Source organism: Streptomyces luomodiensis (assembly GCF_031679605.1).
GTDB lineage: Bacteria > Actinomycetota > Actinomycetes > Streptomycetales > Streptomycetaceae > Streptomyces > Streptomyces luomodiensis.
The window spans coordinates 5,912,597-5,928,688 of record NZ_CP117522.1 but is presented as its reverse complement, the minus strand read 5'-3'; the positions used below and the strand labels follow the sequence as shown (position 1 = coordinate 5,928,688).

Sequence of the window (16,092 nt, the reverse complement as noted above, 5' to 3'; positions counted from 1 at the left end):
TCCTTGTTTCCATGGCTGTCTGTTGTTGCTGATGTCCCGGGGGGCCGCCTGGCCACCGCCCAGCGGCTTGTCCGCGGAGGTCCACCATGGGTGCCGCACGCGTCGGCCGCCATCCGCATCGGCCGGGGCCAGGTGGTCCACCGCGGCGCGTCTCACGCAGCTGGGCGGTGCCGGGAGGTGTGGGCGGGTGCCGGGGTACGGGCCGGGCGCGGGCCCGCCTGGGCAGGCCGGCCGCCATGCGCGGCCAGCGGATCATCTGAGATTCGACTGCGATTCGTCTGCGGAAAGGTGCGGATTGCTCTCTGCTCGACGGTCTCCTCCGGAGCCTCCGGGTGGCTCAGTCCCAGCCGGTGGTGTCCGTGCCGCTGTACACGGCCTCGGACGTCGCGACCTGGGCACGGAGCTGGTGGCTGTCCTGAGCGGTGGCCAGCGCGGCGGCCGAGCCGATCGAGGCGGTGGAGACGACCATCGCCACCAGGGTCTTCGCGATCTTGATGCGGGTAGAGGTCATGTCCCGTCACTCCCTTGGCGCAGTGTTAGAACAGAGTGGAAGGCGAATTCGCACTGGCACGTTTCCGTGCTGACGCATTCAGCTTCGCCTCTCCAGCGATCAGTTGTCAGCTGTCATCGCTGGCCTGATCGGGCAGTTGCATAGACCGTCCACCGTCCCCCGAGCTCTCGTTGATCAGATGGTTGAAGAAGTCCGCGACCAGGGCGACGGAACAGCTCAGGATGCGCGCACCGTCCCACGCCGATTCCCCGGCAAGGGTGCGAATGGTGACGTCGAGGGCGGTGGTCTCGGCTGCCACGACGCTCTCCGCGACCAGGAACAGCCCGACCACCACCAGGCCCGGCTCATCGGAATGCACGCTCGCGTGCTCGACTTTCTCACTGGATAAGGCACGGTCGATGAAGCAGCGATGTGGCTGCTCAGGCAGGACGAAACCCGCGGGCGTGCCCATGCGCACGTGTACCAGATACATCGAACAAGCGTCCAAGCCAGACAGACGGGGTACTAGGGGGCAAAGGTCGCAGGTTTAGGCCATGGCCGGAACCGTCCACCTTTCGCAGATGGCTCACCGGACCTTTGATATGCACCTAAACCTGTTAGTACAGTGTTGAGCGGCCATATCCAGAACACCCACCGTAAAGGCTTTTCCCGTCCCGCGTTGCCCTTTCCGTTTCGCCACATCGACTCGGCAATGAACGGCATGGACGCCATGGATGGCATGGACGGCAGCCGTGGCTCGGTAATCGAGGGCAGCGGGCAGAATGGACGGGTGAGCGTTCCCACGGACCTGGCCGCCCGGCACGAGCCCCGGCTGCCGTCGCCGGTGCGCGACGTGCCCGACGCATGGCTGGCCGAGCGGGGCGTGGAGCTGCGGCTGAAGCGGGATGACCTCATTCACCCGCTGGTACCCGGCAACAAATGGCGCAAGCTCATTCCCAATGTGCGCGCGGCCGTCGAACGGGGACATACCCGGCTGCTCACCTTCGGCGGGGCGTACTCCAACCACATCCGCGCGGTGGCGGCAGCGGGCGCCGCGTACGGGCTGTCGACGGTCGGGATCATCCGGGGCGACGAACTGGCGGACGCGCCCCGCAACTGGTCGCTGGCGCGGGCCGAGGAGTCCGGCATGGAGCTGGCCTTCGTGACCCGGTCGGCCTATCGCGAGACGCTCCGCGCCCTGAGCCAGGACGACCCTCGCCCCCTGCGGGAACTCCAGGAGCGCTGGGGGCGGTGCTGGGTGCTGCCGGAGGGCGGTACGAACGTGCCCGCGGCGCGCGGGGCCGCCGAGGTCGCGGCGGAGCTGCCCGATCTGGGGGCGCGCGACATCGTCTGCTGCGCCGTCGGCACCGGCGGCACCCTGGCCGGTATCGCGGCCGGCCTCCCGGCCGGGGCCGGTGCGCTGGGGATCGCGGTGCTGAAGGGGGGCGCCGGATACCTGGACACCGAGGTCACGCGGCTGCACCAGCGGGGGTGGGGCCGGACGTTCGACAACTGGCGGATCGAACACGACTACCACGGCGGCGGGTACGGACGGGTCCCGGCGGAACTGGAGGCGTTCGCGGCCCGGTTCGAGGAGCGGCACGGGGTGCGGGTGGAGCGACGGTACGTGGCGAAGATGCTGTGGGCCGTCTACGACCTGGCGGAACGGGGCGCCCTGCCCCGGGGCAGCCGGGTCACGGCGGTGATCACCGGCCCACCAGACCCGGAGAACGCCCCAGCGCGCCCCGGCACCTGACCCACGACCGCGACACCACCGCCACGACCGTCACACGCACCCGCACCCCACGCGCCCGTGGGCGCACCGGCCACCCGCGCCCGGGGCCCGCGCTGGTGGCGCGCACCCGTCACCCACACCCGGGGCCCGCGCTCTTGGCGCGCGCCCGTGGCCCGCACCGCTCACCCACACCAGTCACCCACGTCCGGGGCCCGCACCCGTCACCCACGCGCGTGGCCCGCACCCGGGACCTGCGGCCGTCGTCCGTGGCCCCCGCCCGTCACCCGCGCCGGTCCCTCACGTCCGTGGCCCGCACCGGTCGCCCACGCCCGGGGCCCGCACGCGCCACCCGCGCCCGTCGTCCGCACCCGTCACCCACGCCCGTGGCACCCGCCGCCATCGCCCGCACCCGTCACCTGCACCCGTCGTCCGCACCAGTCACGCACGCTCGGGGCCCGCACCCGTCACCCACGTCCGTGGCACGCGCCGGTCATCGCCCGCGCCCGCCACCCATGCCCGGACCCGCGGTCATCGCCCGCGCCAGTCCCCCACCCCCGGGGGCACCGCCCGTCGCCCGCGCCGCGCATTGCCGCGCGGGTGGGCGCGCGGGGTGCGGGGCCGGGCGACAACAAGACCGGGCGGACGGTCGGGACGAGGGGGCGCGGGGCCGGGCTAAGCCGGGCGGGGCGGGCGCAGCCTGGGGCGGCGGGGGTGGTTAGTCGGGGGTACGGAGGCGTATGACCGTTGTCGCGGCGTGGCGGACCGTGCTCTCCTGGCGGACCTCGACCGTCAGGTCCGGATCGATGGGGCGGTAGGCGATCTCGACGCCCACCCGGTCCGGCGCGGTGGGGAGTTGCGCGGGTGGCGGCTGGGATTCGGGCAGGTCGCGCAGGGCCGTGGCGAGCTGGGCGCGGATGTCCGGGGCGAGCGGTGCGGAGATCACGGGGGCGTCGTCGCCGGGGAGCACCAGCGCCAGGGCGCGCGGTCGGAGCCGGGGGCCGACGACGCCGACGACGACGGCGTCACGGGTCTCCGAATGGCGCAGCTTCCGCCAGTGGCGGCCCGGCCGGTAGGGCTGGTCGAGGTCCTTGATGACCAGGCCCTCGACGCCGATCTCCGGAAGCGCCTCGTACCAGGCGGTGGCGGTTTCCGGGTCGGTGGTCATCGGAACGGCCTGAAGCGGTGGGCCGAGCGGTTCGAGGAGCGCCATCAGCCGGGCGCGGCGCAGCGCGTAAGGAAGCGGCCGCAGGTCCTCCGCGTCGATCGCCAGCAGGTCGAAGGCGGCGTAGGAGGCGGGCAGCTCACGGGCGAGCCGGCCCGCCCGGGACTCGGACGCGGCGAAGGCGCGCTTCTGGACGGCGGCGAAGTCGGTACGGCCGCCGGTCCACACCACCACCTCGCCGTCGAGGACGGTGCCGGGCGGAAGGGGCCGCGCGGCGGCCGCCAGGTCGGGGAAGGCGCGGGTGACGATGCGGCCGGAGCGGGCCTGCATCCTGACGGCGTCCTCCAGCCGGAAGATCAGCAGCCGGTGGCCGTCGAACTTCGGCTCGTAGGCCAGCCGCCGGCCGGGCGGGGCGGTCGGCAGGGTGGGGACGACGCGGGCCAGCGCCACGTCCACGGGTGGCCGAAGGGGCAGCTCACGGGGGGTCATCGGCCGGCACCCTCGTCGTCACCTTCGCCCTCGCCCTCGCCTTCACTCTCGTCCTCGTCCTCGAAGTCGTCACCGGGGCCGGCGGCCGTCGGCAGCGGGCGTGCCCCCGCCAGGTCCAGCAGCGGGGCGAGCAGATCCCCGTGGCGGTCGAGCCGCCCGGGGATGTCGTCGATCAGGAAGGACAGCTCCGCGGGGTCGCGGCACTCCTCGACCTCCTCCCAGGTGACGGGCGTGGAGACGGCCGGTTCGGGGCGGGCGCGGGGGGTGTACGGCGCGGCGGTGGTCTTCGCGGCGGCGTTCTGGCTGAAGTCCACGTACACCTTTCCCGGCCGCAGCGAGCGGGTCATCTTGCGAACGACCAGGTCCGGCATGGCGCGGGCGGCCTCCTGGGCCAGCCGTCTGGCATAGGCGGTGGTCTGCCGGGAGGCGGTCGGCGCCACCGGCACCAGCAGATGCAGCCCCTTGGAGCCGCTGGTCTTGGCGTAGGCGGTGAGGCCGTCGGCGCGCAGCCGCTCGCGCAGCCATACGGCGACGGCGCGGCAGTCCACGATCGTGGCGGGCGGCCCGGGGTCGAGGTCGAAGACGAGCCGGTCGGCGACGCCCACCCCCGCGTCGACGCGCCACATCGGGGCGTGGAACTCCACCACCAGGTTGGCCGCCCACATCAGCGAGGGCAGGTCCTGGACCAGCACCTGCCGCGCGGTCTCCCCTTCATGGCGGGTGACCTCGGCGGTCGTCACCCAGGAGGGCGTGCCCGGGGGCGGGTTCTTGGTGAAGAACCGCTGGCCGTCGGGGCCGTCCGGGTACCGCAGGAACGCCAGCGGCCGTCCGCGCAGATGGCCGAGGAGCGGCTCCGCGGTGGACGCCAGGTAGTGCAGCAGCTCGCCCTTGGTGGTGCCGGTGGCCGGATGGATGACCTTGTCGAGGTTCTTGAGCGCGATCCGCCGCCCCTCCACCTCCGCGATCGGAGACATACGATAAGAATCTCACGAAAGGGATCAAGTATGCGATCTATCTGGAATGGGAACATTTCGTTCGGTCTAGTGAGCATTCCGGTCAAGATGTATTCGGCGACCGAGGACCACTCCATCTCGTTCCGGCAGATCCACACCCGCGACGGCGGCCGCATCCGCTATCGCAAGGTCTGTGAGCTCGAGGACGAGTCGGTCGACGCGAGCGAGATCGGGCGGGCGTACGAGGACGCCGACGGCGCGCTGATCCCGGTCACCGACGAGGACCTCGCGGCCCTGCCGCTGCCCACCACCCACACCCTGGAGATCGAGGCGTTCATCTCCGCGTCGGAGATCGATCCGCTCCAGATGGGCGACGCCTACTACCTGGGCACCGGCGGCGCCGCCGCGGCCAAGCCGTACACCCTGCTGCGCGAGGCGCTCAAGCGCAGCGAGAAGGTCGCCATCGCCAAATACGCCCACCGCGGCCGCGAGCGGCTGGGCATGCTCCGCGTCGTGGGCGACACCCTCGCGCTGCACCGGCTGCTCTGGCCGGACGAGGTGCGCGAGTCCACGGGGGTGGCCCCCAAGGAGAAGGTGACCGTGAAGCCTGCCGAACTGGACCTCGCCGACACCCTGATGGCGACGCTCGGCGAGGTGGACCTGGACGACCTGCACGACGAGTACCACGAGGCGCTGGAATCCCTGGTGGCGGCGAAGATGTCCGGCGCCGCCCCCACCGCCGAGCCCGGCGAGCGGCCCACGGGCGCGCAGGTGGTCGACCTGATGGCGGCGCTCCAGGAGAGCGTCCGCAGCGCCCGGCGGACCCGGGGTGAGGAGGCCGGTGAGGAGACCGGGGAGGAGGGCGCGGAGCGCGAGAAGGCGACGGTCACCCATCTGCGCGGCCGCAAGAAGGCCCCGGCGAAAAAGGCTCCCGCGAAGAAGGCCCCCGCCGCCAGGAAGAAGGCGGCGGGGACGAGGAAGAGCGGGACGAAGACCGCCGAGGAGAAGCCCGCGGAGGAGAAGCCCGCCGGGAAGGCGGCGGGGACCACCGGGAAGAAGACCGGCACGAAGCAGACGGCACCCAGGAAGACCACAGCCGCGAAGACCACGGCCGGGAAGACCACGGCCGGGAAGACCACAGCCGGGAAGACCACAGCCAAGAAGACCGCCGCCAAGAAGCAGACGGGCAAGCGAGGCACCCGCACCGCCTCCTGACCCGAGCGCGCCCCCGGCGCCGTGCGCCTCAGCGGAAGGCGGCCACGTGGTCCCGCGCCCACCGCGCGAACGTACGCCCGGGGCGGCCCGTGACGCGCTCGGTCTCCGGGGAGATCTCGGCGGGGTGGCCGACGTACCGCGCGAACATGGTGAGCAGCGAGTCCGCGACGTCCGGGGTCATGTGCCCACCGCCGAGCATCCGCTCCCGCGCCACCTCCCGCGGAAGCTCCTCGTACCGCAGCGGCCGTCCGAGGGCCTCGCCGATGATGCGCACCTGGTCGGAGAAGGTCAGCGACTCCGGCCCCGACAGCACCGGCGCCTGGCCGGCCAGCGCGTCGTCCAGCAGCGCACGGGCGGCGACCGCGCCCATGTCGGCCTCGTGGATCGGGGCGGTGTGGGCATTGGCGTACGGTCCGTACACCACGTCCCCGGCCTTGATCTGGGCCGCCCACTGGAGCGCGTTGGCGGCGAAGGCGCCCGGCCGGACGAACGTCCACTCCAGCCCCGAGCCCTTGATCGCGCGCTCCAGCTCGAGGTGGCGCGTGCCGATGGGGTTGTCCGGGCCCGCGTCCAGGACGGAGGACGAGGACAGCAGCACGATCCGCCGCACCCCGCTCTCCTTGGCCCGCGCCAGCAGCCGGTCCGCGCCCAGCTGCCACACCACCGCCGGGTTGAGGAACAGCCCGGTGGCGCCCGCCAGGGGCAGCTCGTCGGTCCGGGCCGCCCGGACGCCCTCCGGCAGCCGGGCCGCCCCGGGGTCGCGGGTGAGCGCGACCACCTCGGCGCCCGCGTCGGCCAGCTCCCGCACCACATGGCCGCCGACGTTTCCGGTGGCTCCGGTCACCACGAACATGATCGATCTCCTTGGGTGTCCTGCGCTCAGTGGGTATCGGTAATATCCGTGGCAAGGTTCATCCATCCAGATGAAGTTGTCAAACGTATAGATGAAAGAATGGCGGAAGCCTGCGGCTAGCCTGTCCGGACCAGGAGGAAGAGGAGATGACGACGATGGAGGGGACGCCGAAGAGGCCCCGCCGCGCCCCCGCCCCCGAGGAGCGCAAGCTGGACCCGGAGCGCTCCCGGCGGCTGCTGCTGGAGGCGGCCATGGACGAGTTCGCCGAGAAGGGGTACGCGGGCGCCCGCGTCCAGAGCATCGCGGACCGGGCGGGCCTCAACAAGCAGCTCATCGCCTACCACTTCGGCGGCAAGGAGGGGCTCTACAAGGAGCTGGGCCGCCAGTGGCTGCGGCACGAAGCGACCTTCAACGACCCGGCCCTCCCCCTCGATCAGCTCGTCCTCCGCTACCTGGCGGAAGCCTTCGCCGACCCCCGGGGATGCCGCCTCGACGCCTGGTGCGGCCTGGCCAGCGCCGCGCCGGACGAGGAGCCCGAAGACCTCTCCGACCTGCGGCGCCGCCAGGCCGACGGAGAGATCGCCGAGGACATCGACCCGGCCATGGCGATGTTGCTGTGCGTCAGCCTGGTCGCGGCACCGATGACGCTGCCGCACACCGTGCGCCGGCTCTTCGGCGCCGACCCGGACTCGCCGGAGTTCCGCGAGCGCTACGCGGACCAGCTGCGCCGGATCGTCCGCCGCCTCGCGCCGTAGCCGGCCCCGCCCGTCCGCCGCCTCGCGCCCTGGCCCCGCCGCGCTACTCCGTCACCCCGTCGATCTGGAACGTCTGCACCGACTTCGCGGCGAACGGCACGCTCAGCCGCTTGCCGTCGAGCGCCGTGTCCTGACGCGCGGTGTAGAGATCGCCGGTGCCCGAGGTCTGGGTGGACCAGCGCGGCACCAGCCCGCCCGCGCCCCCGGTGACCTGGCCGAAGCGGGACAGGTCGAAGGTGAGCGTCTGGGCGGCCCCGGGGTTGACGGCGACGAGGACGAGCCGGCGCGCGGCCGGGTCGTACGCGGCGACCGCGTGGTCCGAGCCGGTCTCCAGGATGCGCATGCCGGGGCGGATGTGGCGGGTGAACTGGGCGAGTGCGTAGTACTTGGTCTGCACGGCGCCGGGCTGGGCGGTGTCCGGGTCGTAGTGGATCAGCGCCCAGCCGGCGCTGGGGTCCATGACCTGCCAGTAACACCACGCGGTGGGGTGCAGCCAGCGGAAGTCCAGGCAGAGGTTGGTGGCCAGGGTCAGACCGGTGCCGTCGCTGTCGCCGGTCTCGGAGTTCCACAGCTTCTTGCCGGCCGCGCGCACATCCGCGTACAGCAGGTCGCGGCGGCCGCCCGAGCCCTGGTAGCCGTGCACATTGACCTGGTCGACCAGGGCGCGGGTGGCCGCGTCGAAGGAGCCCCAGGTGGTGCGGGCCAGGTCGTAGCTGGTCTCGTCCGACGCCGAGATCCGGGTGCCGGTCAGCCCGCGCGTGTTGAGCTCGGTACGGAGATGGCCGAGGACGGTGCGCTGGACCGCCGCGTCGACATGGCAGCCCTCCTGGGTCCCGTCCGCCTTCCACCAGGCGGAGGACGGCTCGTTGAACGCCTCGACGGTGGCGAAGCGGACGCCCCAGTGGTCCTGGGCGTAGCGGGCGGTGGTGGCGAGGTAGAGCGCGAACTGCCGGTAGTTCCAGGACTGGAGGTTGTTGCCGCCGTCCGCCGCGCCGGACGGGTTGTGGTTGAGACACATCCACCACATGGGCGCGTTGGAGAACAGCTCGCTGACGGCGCCCCGCTGAACGGCCTTGACCAGCGCCGCCCGCTGGACCGCGTCGGCGTTCCAGTGCCAGGCCGAGGAGGCCGGGTCCTCGCTGTTCCAGTCGTGCCAGTAGCCCTCGATCTGTTTGAACCGGGGGATGTTGGGCGAGGCCACCATGGACTCGCCGGCCACGCTGGTCCAGGAGCAGCCGCCGAGGTTGTAGCGGGCGATGGAGAGCCCGAGGCCGGGCAGCGACCGGCCGCCGTAGCCCACCGCCTTGGTGGTGAAGAACAGGTCGGCGAAGTCGTCCCGCCCACCGAAGACATTGGCCCACCAGGCGAGCGAGGTGCCCCAGCCCTCCCACGCCCCGTGCTCGGTGCCGGGGTCGACCGCGATGGTCTCGTCGGCCCATGCGGTGCCGGTGGTGAGCGCGGTGCCGAGCAGGGTGGTGCCCGCCGCCGTCAGAAGTGTCCTTCGTCGCATCATCAGTCCCCTCCGCCGCCCCGGTCCCCGTCGCTTACGAAGCGTCGGGGCACAGGCGGGCGTTGTCGAGAGGTATGACAGCGCTTTCTACGGCGAGCGGGCGGTGCTTGGGCTCAGATCCCGGGCGCGGCGACACGGGTGTAGACGACGCTGTTGCTGGTGCCGCCGGGCGTGGTGACCCGCACGTTCACCGGCCCGGCGGGGCCGGAGGGCGCGGTGGCGGTGACCCAGCTGTCGGAGACGACGGTGAAGGGGGCGGGTGTGGCGCCGAAGAGCACCGAGCTGGTCGTGGTCAGACCGCTGCCGAAGAGCGTGACCGTGGTCCCCGCGGTGAGCGGACCCCCGGTGGGGGACAGACCGGTGAGGACGGGAACGGCCACGTACGCGTACGGAACGCCGTTGCTGGTGCCGCCCGGCGTCACCACCGTGATCTGCACGGTGCCACTGCCCGGCGGCGCCACCGCCGTGATCTGCGTGGCCGAGACCACCGTGAACGACGAGGCGCTGACCGCCCCGAACCGGACCGCCGCCGCCCCCAGGAAATTGGTACCGGTCAACGTCACCGTCGTACCACCGGACGTCGGCCCCTGGACAGGCGAGGCACCGGTGAGGGAGGGGACACCGACGTAGAAGTACGTCACCCCATTGCTCGTGCCGCCCGGCCCGGTCACCGTGATCTGCACCGGCCCGGCGGTCCCCGGCGGGGCGACGGCGTTGATCTGGGTGGCCGAGACGACGGTGAACGACGAAGCGGGCACGGAACCGAAGGTGACGGCGGTGACGCCGGTAAGGCCGCTACCGGTGAGCGTCACCGAGTTCGCGCCGCCGACCGGCCCCTGACCGGGTGACACGGCCGACAGCACCGGTCCCGTCACATAGGTGAACGCCACCCCGTTGCTGGTCCCACCCGGCGTCACCACCGTGATCTGCACCGTGCCACTGCCCGGCGGCGCCACCGCCGTGATCTGCGTGGCCGAGACCACCGTGAACGACGAGGCGAGCGCCGGGCCGAACCGGACCGCCACCGCCCCCAGCAAATTGGTACCGGTCAACGTCACCGTCGTCCCACCGGAGGTCGGCCCCTGGACAGGCGAGGCACCGGTGAGGGAGGGAACGGGGGTGGCGGTATAGCTGTACGCCACCCCGTTGCTGGTCCCACCCGGCGTCGTCACCGTGATCAGCACCGTGCCACTGCCCGGCGGCGCCACCGCCGTGATCTGCGTGGCCGAGACCACCGTGAACGACGAGGCGAGCGCCGGGCCGAAGCGGACCGCCGTCGCCTGGGTGAAGTTGCTCCCGGTCAGGGTGACCAGGGTCCCGCCGCCGGGGGAACCGGCGGCGGGACTCACCGAGCTGATCGCAGGAGGGGACGCCACGGCCGTCGCGGGACCGGTGCCCGTACCTGTGGCTTGAGGGGTGCTCAAGGTCGGATCTCCTTTACGGCGGGTCGTCCCACGTGCGTGATCAGATGCCCGGACCGGCGACGTATTGGAACGGGGTCGCGGCGGTGGCGCTGCCGGCCAGGGTGGTGACCGCGATGTCGGCGGGGCCGGGCTGCCCGTCCGCCGTGGGCGGCGAGACCGCGGACACGGTGGTGTCGCTGATGACGGTGAACGGCGCCGTGATGCCGCCGAAGGTCACCGACTGGGTGCTGGCCAGGCTGGTGCCGGTGACGGTCACCGCGGTACCGCCGGAGGGCGGGCCCGAGGCGGGCGTGAAGCCGGTGACCGTCGGCGAGTCCACATAGGTGTAGGAGAAGCCGTTGTTGGTGCCGCCCGCGGTGGTGACGCTCACCCCGACCGGTCCGGCCGCGGCGCCGGCCGGTACCACCGCGGTGATCTGGCTGTCGGAGATCACGGTGGGCGTCGCGGCGTTGGCGCCGAAGGTCACGGCGGTGGCGGTGGACAGCCCGGTGCCGCTGACGGTGATGGTGTTGCCGCCCGCGAGCGGTCCTGAGGTGGTGCTCAGCGCGGACTTGAAGGGCGCGCCGACGTAGAAGAAGTTCAGCGGGTTGCTGGTGCCGCCGGGGGTGGTCACGGTCACCGGCACCACCCCGCTGCCGGACGGTGAGACGACCGTGACGGAGGTGGCGGTGTTGCCAGTGATGGTGGCCGACTTGCTGCCGAAGTGCACGGCGGTGGCACCGGCGAGATTGGTACCGGTGATGGTGACGGTGGTGCCGCCGGCGGTGGAGCCTTGGCTGGGTGAGATGGGCATGGCGCATTGCCTCCTCGGCAAGGGCGGTAAGGACGGTGCGTGGACGGGACCGGACGGGCTGGACCCGCTCGCGCTCACGGCGGTCCGGTGCGCGACCGCGGGCCATGGGGCACCCGCCCGGTCCTCCTCGCGGTACGCCTGGCGCCTGGCACCGACGAGGACGCGGCGCCCCCAGCGCCGGAAAGAAACCGGCGGGGGTTCCACCGCACACTTTCAGTAATCCATCCGACGTAGCCCGCCACAAGAAGGGGTGACGCCACGTCACCCGAATGGCCGGGCGTGCGGGACATACGGGGTCGGGCACGGTACGCGCTGGGTCCGCCGACCGCCCCGTACCCGCCCCGGCACGCCCCTCTCCGACCCCGGAACGGCCCCGGAACGCCCCCCGAACGGCCCACCGGAAGGGTCCACCGGAACGCCCCATTCCATCCCGGGCCACACCTCTCACCCGTTCCTGTGACCCATCGGACGGACGGGTCACTTCCGTACCTCCCGGGCGTATGCTCTTGCCACATGGGGGCGGAAATGGGCATGACCGCCGATGAGACCTCCAGCGGGGGGACTTGGCGGGTGAGGATCCGCAGTGCGGCCGGCGACGTCCTGGGCGCCGGGGTCCTGCTGGGCAGCGAGACGGTGCTCACCTGCGCCCATGTGATCCCCGACGACGGGCTCCCGGTGCCCGCCACCGAGGTCCTGGTCGACCTGGTCGAGGTGGCCGACGCCGAGCCGGTGCCCGCGCGCGTCGCCGACGGCTGCTGGGTGCCCCAGCGCTCCGACGGCTGCGGCGATGTGGCGCTGCTGCGGCTGAGCCGGCCGCAGCCCGCCGAGCACGCCGCACCGCTCTACCGGCTGCCGCCGGTGCTCGGCCGCCCGGTGTGGATGGGCGGCTTCCCCGAGGGCCTCGACAACGGCCACTACCTGCGCGCGAAGACCGCCGGGCGGGTCGGCCCCCGGGCGGAGTGGGTGGGGCTGGACCCCAAGTCGCCCAGGGACGTGGTCCGTAAGGGCTTCAGCGGCGCCGGGGTGGAGGACGAGGCGACCCGGCATGTCATCGGCATGGTCGTCAGCCGGTACGACGACCCGGTGGACGTCCCCTCCGCCGAGCGGCTCAGCGTGTCGTACATGATCCCGGTCGAGACGATCCTGCGCCATCTGCCGGTGGTCCACCGCTGGGTGCGGGGCGCCCGCGGGGTGGACCGGCCGCTGGTCTCCCGGCTGACCGCCGGCGTCCAGGACGTCGGCTTCGCCCAGCGGCTCGCCGTATGGCTGCGCCGGGAGCCGCTGACCGGGCGGGCGGGCATCGCGGACGTGGAGACGGTGGTCATCGAGGACGACGACCGCGTGCGGTACGAGGCGCTCAGCCGCGCCGTCACACTCGCCGACCGCGAGCTGTCGGGCGGCGGCCCGGACGAGGCGGTCTCCGCCGCGCCGCACGGCACCGTACCGCCGCTGGGCAGTGTGGACCTGGCCATCGACGTCACCCGGCGCACCGACACCGAGGTCGCGCTGCGGGTCGCGGACCGGATGGATCTGCGCTCGCCCGGCGACACCTCCCCGCTCAGCCGGGTCCGGGCCAACGCCGTGCCGCTCACCATCGTGGCCGTCGGAGTGGACCGCGCCCACGACCCGGAGGCGCTGGTCCGCTTCATGAAGCTGCTCGCCGACCGGGGCAGCCGGCTGATGCTGGTCTTCCGCGACCCCCACTCCCGGGGGCTGCGGCTGGCCGAGCGGCTGTTCCGCCCCGAGGCCGACCGGATCGGCACCTGGCTGGACGAGCTCGCCGGGCGGGTGGCGCTGGCCGCCGACCGCGAACACGAGGCGGCCGAGCGCGGGGCACGCCGCTCGTCCTTGTCGACATCGCACGCCGAGGACGCCACGGCCTTACGGATCAACCTGACCCGGCTGCGCTCCGACCCGGATCTGGGCTCCCACCGCGTCGTCGCCAAGCTCGCCGCGTTCGAGCACTCGGTCCGGAGGGTCACCGAGCGGGCCGAGGAGACGCTGCGGGTGATCGACGCCCAGCAGCCGCGGGTCCAGGAGCTGAAGTGGCAGCTGGCGTCGTACACCGCGATGCTCGGGGCCAAGGCCGAATCCGAGCGGGCGGAGCTGATCCCGCTGCACCGCGCCGCGGTGCGGCTGCTGGCCGAGGTGCCGTGCGATCTGCCGGAGGCGCGCCGCGCCGTGGACCGGTTCGTGGCCGCCGTGCACACACCGCCGGAGGGGGAGGCGCCATGACGGCCATGACGGGCCCGACGGTCTGCGCCCGCCCGGACTGCCGCGGCGAGGGTTTGGGCCGGATCAACGCCCGGGGGTTCTGCTCGGAGTGCGGCCGCAGACCCCGGCCCACCGCCCCGGCCCCCGTGCCCGCGGCCACGCCCGCGTCCGCGCCCCCGGTGGCACCGGCTCCCGGCGGTCTGGTCTCCGAGTCCACCGCGGCCACGGCCCGCGCCCGTCGCCGCGCCGTGGCCCGGAAGTTCACCGTGCGGCCGGCCGGCGAGGACCCGCTGGACCTGCCCCGTGTCGAACTGCCCGCGCTGCGCGACCTGGTGATGGACGATCCGCGGCCCCCCTCGCGCGGCCAGACCTGTGGCCGGGAGGGGTGCGACGAGATCGTGGGCGCGCCCTACGCCGGACAGCCCGCGCTCTCCCGGGGCTACTGCCCGCGCTGCCGCCATCCGTTCGACTTCACCCCCCAGCTGCGCCCCGGGGATCTGCTGGGCGATCAGTACCGGGTGATCGGCTGTGTGGGATACGGCGGGCTCGGCTGGGTCTATCTCGCCGAGGACACCCAGCTGGACGACCAGCCCGTCGCCATCAAGGGCCTGATCAACAACGAGGACGAGGCGGCGCTGCGGGCGGCGGTCGAGGAGCGCCGCTATCTGACCGTGCTCGACCACCCCGGCATCGTCCGGATCATCAACTACGTCACCCAGCCCGACCCCCGGGACACCGGCGCGCTGACGGGCTACATCGTGATGGAGTTCGTCGACGGGATGACGCTCGACCAGATCAAGGACCACATCGCGGACGCGGTGAGGCCGTACGACGGGCCGCGGCTGTACGAGCACATCCTGGCCTACGGCTGTCTGGTGCTGCGCGCGGTGGGCTATCTGCACGGCGAGAAGCTGCTCTACTGCGATCTCAAGCCGAGCAACGTGATGCACCACGAGGACCGGGTCAAGGTGATCGACCTCGGCGCGGTGCGGCGGCTGGACCAGCGGGACGGCGAGCCGCCCGTGATCACCGAGGCGTTCGCCGCGCCCGAGGTGCTGGCCCGGGGCGCCTCGGCCCTCACCGAGCGCCATGACCTCTTCGGCGTCGGCAGGACCCTCGAAGAGCTGTCGGACCAGGCCACCCGGCAGGCCCAGCGGCCGCCGGGCCTGGGTGCCGAGTCCTACCGCCGGGTGCTGGCCCGCGCCACCGCGGCCGACCCCGAGCGGCGGTTCGGGTCGGCGGCGGAGATGTCCGAGCAGCTGTGGGGCGTACTGCGGGAGATGCACGCGCTGCGGCTGCGCCGGGAGCAGCCCGAGCCGTCCACGCTCTTCGCCCCGACCTCGGCGCTGCTGGACGCCTCCCTGGGCCGCATCCCGGGCCTGGAGCGCTGGCTGGCCGGGGACCCGCGCCCGCTGCTGGCGTCCGGGCTGCCCCGCCCCGAGCAGGTGCCGCTGGGGCTGCCGGTGCCCTTCCCGGACCCGGCCGATCCGGGAACGGCACTGCTGGGCATCCCGACCGACAGCGGTCCGCGGCGGCTGATCGAGCAACTGCACGCCTTCCCCCGCCCCTCCGCCGAGATCCGGCTGCGCACCTGCCGCGCCCATCTGGAGCTGGGCGAACGGGACGCGGCCGCCGATGAACTGGCCATCGCGGTGCGGCTGATCGGCGCCGCCGCCCGGTACGACTGGCGGCTGTCCTGGCACCGCGCCCTGCTGCGGCTCGCGGACGGCGCGGTGGCCGCCGCCCGGCGGGAGTTCGACGAGGTCTACAGCGCCCTGCCCGGCGAGTACGCGCCCAAGCTGGCGCTGGGCTACTGCGCCGAGTACCTGGGCGACCACGAGTCCGCCGAGCGGTTCTACGAGGCGGTGTGGCAGCGCAACCGCTCCCAGGGCAGCGCCGCCTTCGGGCTGGCCCGGCTCCGGCTCGCCGCGGGCGACCGGGGCGGGGCCGTGGACGTGCTGGGCGGGGTGCCGAAGGTCTCCCGCCACTACGACGCCGCGCGGATCGCCATCGTGCGGGTGCTGTCGGGCCGGCTGGGACACCCCGACGCCCTGCCGGCCGCCGAGGACCTGGCGGAGGTGCGCACCCGGCTGCCCCGGCTGTACCTGGACGAGGGCCGGCCGTCCGGCCCGGCCCGCGACCGGCTGACCGCGGAGACGCTGGAGGTGACGCTGGACTGGGCGGAGCGGCAGCCGGGGGACGGTGGGCCGTTCGGACCGCCCGGCCGGCCCGCCGGGCCCGGGGGACGCCTCCCAGCGGGAGCCGGGGGCGAGCCGAAGGGGCGCGCCGCTGTCGAAAGGCGGCACGCCGCTGCCGAAAGGGAGAGCGGCGAGCCCTCACCACAGGAGCTGGTCTTCGGCGAGTGGGCGAGCGAGCACGCGCTGCGCGAGGAGTTGGAGGGGACCCTTCGGCGGCTGGCCCGGCAGGCGGACAGTCCCGAGGCACTCGGAGTGCTGGTCGACCGGGCGAACGCCGTCAGGCCCATGACTCGCTTCTGAC

Annotated in this window: 13 protein-coding genes; 5 read left to right on the top strand and 8 right to left on the bottom strand. The window is 73.1% G+C overall.

Going from position 1 to position 16,092, the window contains the following annotated elements:
- Positions 1–337: 337 nt before the first annotated feature.
- Together PS467_RS24835 and PS467_RS24830 are read right to left on the bottom strand one after the other, a co-directional pair.
- Complete coding sequence (locus tag PS467_RS24835) at positions 338–511, bottom strand: hypothetical protein (protein ID WP_311037085.1); 174 nt, start codon at positions 509–511, stop codon at positions 338–340.
- Positions 512–617: 106 nt separating this feature from the next.
- Positions 618–983: a hypothetical protein gene (locus PS467_RS24830; RefSeq protein ID WP_268973885.1), complete on the bottom strand. Its 366-nt coding sequence runs from the start codon at positions 981–983 to the stop codon at positions 618–620.
- Positions 984–1,280: 297 nt separating this feature from the next.
- On the opposite strand from PS467_RS24830, the gene PS467_RS24825 reads away from it, so the two are divergent.
- The gene (locus tag PS467_RS24825) at positions 1,281–2,246 is read left to right on the top strand and encodes a 1-aminocyclopropane-1-carboxylate deaminase/D-cysteine desulfhydrase (protein ID WP_311037084.1); all 966 of its coding nucleotides are present in this window, start codon (positions 1,281–1,283) and stop codon (positions 2,244–2,246) included.
- Between the two features lie 694 nt (positions 2,247–2,940).
- Here PS467_RS24825 and PS467_RS24820 read toward each other — a convergent pair.
- Together PS467_RS24820 and ligD are read right to left on the bottom strand one after the other, a co-directional pair.
- Entirely contained in the window at positions 2,941–3,876 is a 936-nt protein-coding gene (locus PS467_RS24820; protein WP_311037083.1) for an ATP-dependent DNA ligase, read from the bottom strand.
- Positions 3,873–4,850: a non-homologous end-joining DNA ligase gene (gene ligD / locus PS467_RS24815; protein ID WP_311037082.1), complete on the bottom strand. Its 978-nt coding sequence runs from the start codon at positions 4,848–4,850 to the stop codon at positions 3,873–3,875. The genes PS467_RS24820 and ligD overlap by 4 nt, the downstream gene beginning before the upstream one ends.
- Positions 4,851–4,880: 30 nt before the next feature.
- Here ligD and ku point away from each other — a divergent pair, with 30 nt between their 5' ends.
- Positions 4,881–6,044, top strand: a complete 1,164-nt coding sequence (gene ku, locus PS467_RS24810; protein ID WP_311037081.1) for a non-homologous end joining protein Ku — start codon at positions 4,881–4,883, stop codon at positions 6,042–6,044.
- A gap of 28 nt (positions 6,045–6,072) precedes the next feature.
- Here ku and PS467_RS24805 read toward each other — a convergent pair whose 3' ends face one another.
- Entirely contained in the window at positions 6,073–6,897 is an 825-nt protein-coding gene (locus tag PS467_RS24805; protein WP_311037080.1) for an NmrA family NAD(P)-binding protein, read from the bottom strand.
- Between the two features lie 146 nt (positions 6,898–7,043).
- On the opposite strand from PS467_RS24805, the gene PS467_RS24800 reads away from it, so the two are divergent.
- Positions 7,044–7,652, top strand: a complete 609-nt coding sequence (locus PS467_RS24800) for a TetR/AcrR family transcriptional regulator (protein ID WP_311037079.1) — start codon at positions 7,044–7,046, stop codon at positions 7,650–7,652.
- Between the two features lie 43 nt (positions 7,653–7,695).
- Here the strand turns inward: PS467_RS24800 and PS467_RS24795 are convergent, their stop codons facing one another.
- From PS467_RS24795 to PS467_RS24785, 3 genes are all read right to left on the bottom strand, one after another.
- Positions 7,696–9,165 carry a glycoside hydrolase gene (locus PS467_RS24795; protein ID WP_311037078.1) on the bottom strand — a complete coding sequence of 490 codons (1,470 nt, stop codon included), beginning with the start codon at positions 9,163–9,165 and terminating at the stop codon, positions 7,696–7,698.
- Positions 9,166–9,275: 110 nt separating this feature from the next.
- Positions 9,276–10,586 (bottom strand): IPT/TIG domain-containing protein, encoded by a 1,311-nt coding sequence (locus tag PS467_RS24790; RefSeq protein WP_311037077.1) that lies wholly within the window; start codon positions 10,584–10,586, stop codon positions 9,276–9,278.
- A 40-nt stretch (positions 10,587–10,626) separates the two neighbouring features.
- Positions 10,627–11,379: an IPT/TIG domain-containing protein gene (locus PS467_RS24785; protein ID WP_311037076.1), complete on the bottom strand. Its 753-nt coding sequence runs from the start codon at positions 11,377–11,379 to the stop codon at positions 10,627–10,629.
- A 570-nt stretch (positions 11,380–11,949) separates the two neighbouring features.
- Between PS467_RS24785 and PS467_RS24780 the strand changes: the two genes are divergently transcribed.
- Together PS467_RS24780 and PS467_RS24775 are read left to right on the top strand one after the other, a co-directional pair.
- Positions 11,950–13,614 carry a S1 family peptidase gene (locus tag PS467_RS24780; protein ID WP_349256472.1) on the top strand — a complete coding sequence of 555 codons (1,665 nt, stop codon included), beginning with the start codon at positions 11,950–11,952 and terminating at the stop codon, positions 13,612–13,614.
- Positions 13,611–16,091, top strand: coding sequence for a serine/threonine-protein kinase (locus tag PS467_RS24775; RefSeq protein ID WP_311037074.1), 2,481 nt, complete (start codon positions 13,611–13,613; stop codon positions 16,089–16,091). Before PS467_RS24780 ends, PS467_RS24775 begins: the two co-directional genes overlap by 4 nt.
- Position 16,092 lies beyond the last annotated feature (1 nt).

Coding starts and splice junctions, on each gene's coding strand:
- PS467_RS24800 (WP_311037079.1), top strand. CDS start 7,044: ATGACGACGATGGAGGGGACGCCGAAGAGGCCCCGCCGCGCCCCCGCC.
- PS467_RS24820 (WP_311037083.1), bottom strand. CDS start 3,876: ATGACCCCCCGTGAGCTGCCCCTTCGGCCACCCGTGGACGTGGCGCTG.
- PS467_RS24775 (WP_311037074.1), top strand. CDS start 13,611: ATGACGGCCATGACGGGCCCGACGGTCTGCGCCCGCCCGGACTGCCGC.
- ku (WP_311037081.1), top strand. CDS start 4,881: ATGCGATCTATCTGGAATGGGAACATTTCGTTCGGTCTAGTGAGCATT.
- PS467_RS24795 (WP_311037078.1), bottom strand. CDS start 9,165: ATGATGCGACGAAGGACACTTCTGACGGCGGCGGGCACCACCCTGCTC.
- PS467_RS24835 (WP_311037085.1), bottom strand. CDS start 511: ATGACCTCTACCCGCATCAAGATCGCGAAGACCCTGGTGGCGATGGTC.
- PS467_RS24830 (WP_268973885.1), bottom strand. CDS start 983: ATGTATCTGGTACACGTGCGCATGGGCACGCCCGCGGGTTTCGTCCTG.
- PS467_RS24805 (WP_311037080.1), bottom strand. CDS start 6,897: ATGTTCGTGGTGACCGGAGCCACCGGAAACGTCGGCGGCCATGTGGTG.
- ligD (WP_311037082.1), bottom strand. CDS start 4,850: ATGTCTCCGATCGCGGAGGTGGAGGGGCGGCGGATCGCGCTCAAGAAC.
- PS467_RS24785 (WP_311037076.1), bottom strand. CDS start 11,379: ATGCCCATCTCACCCAGCCAAGGCTCCACCGCCGGCGGCACCACCGTC.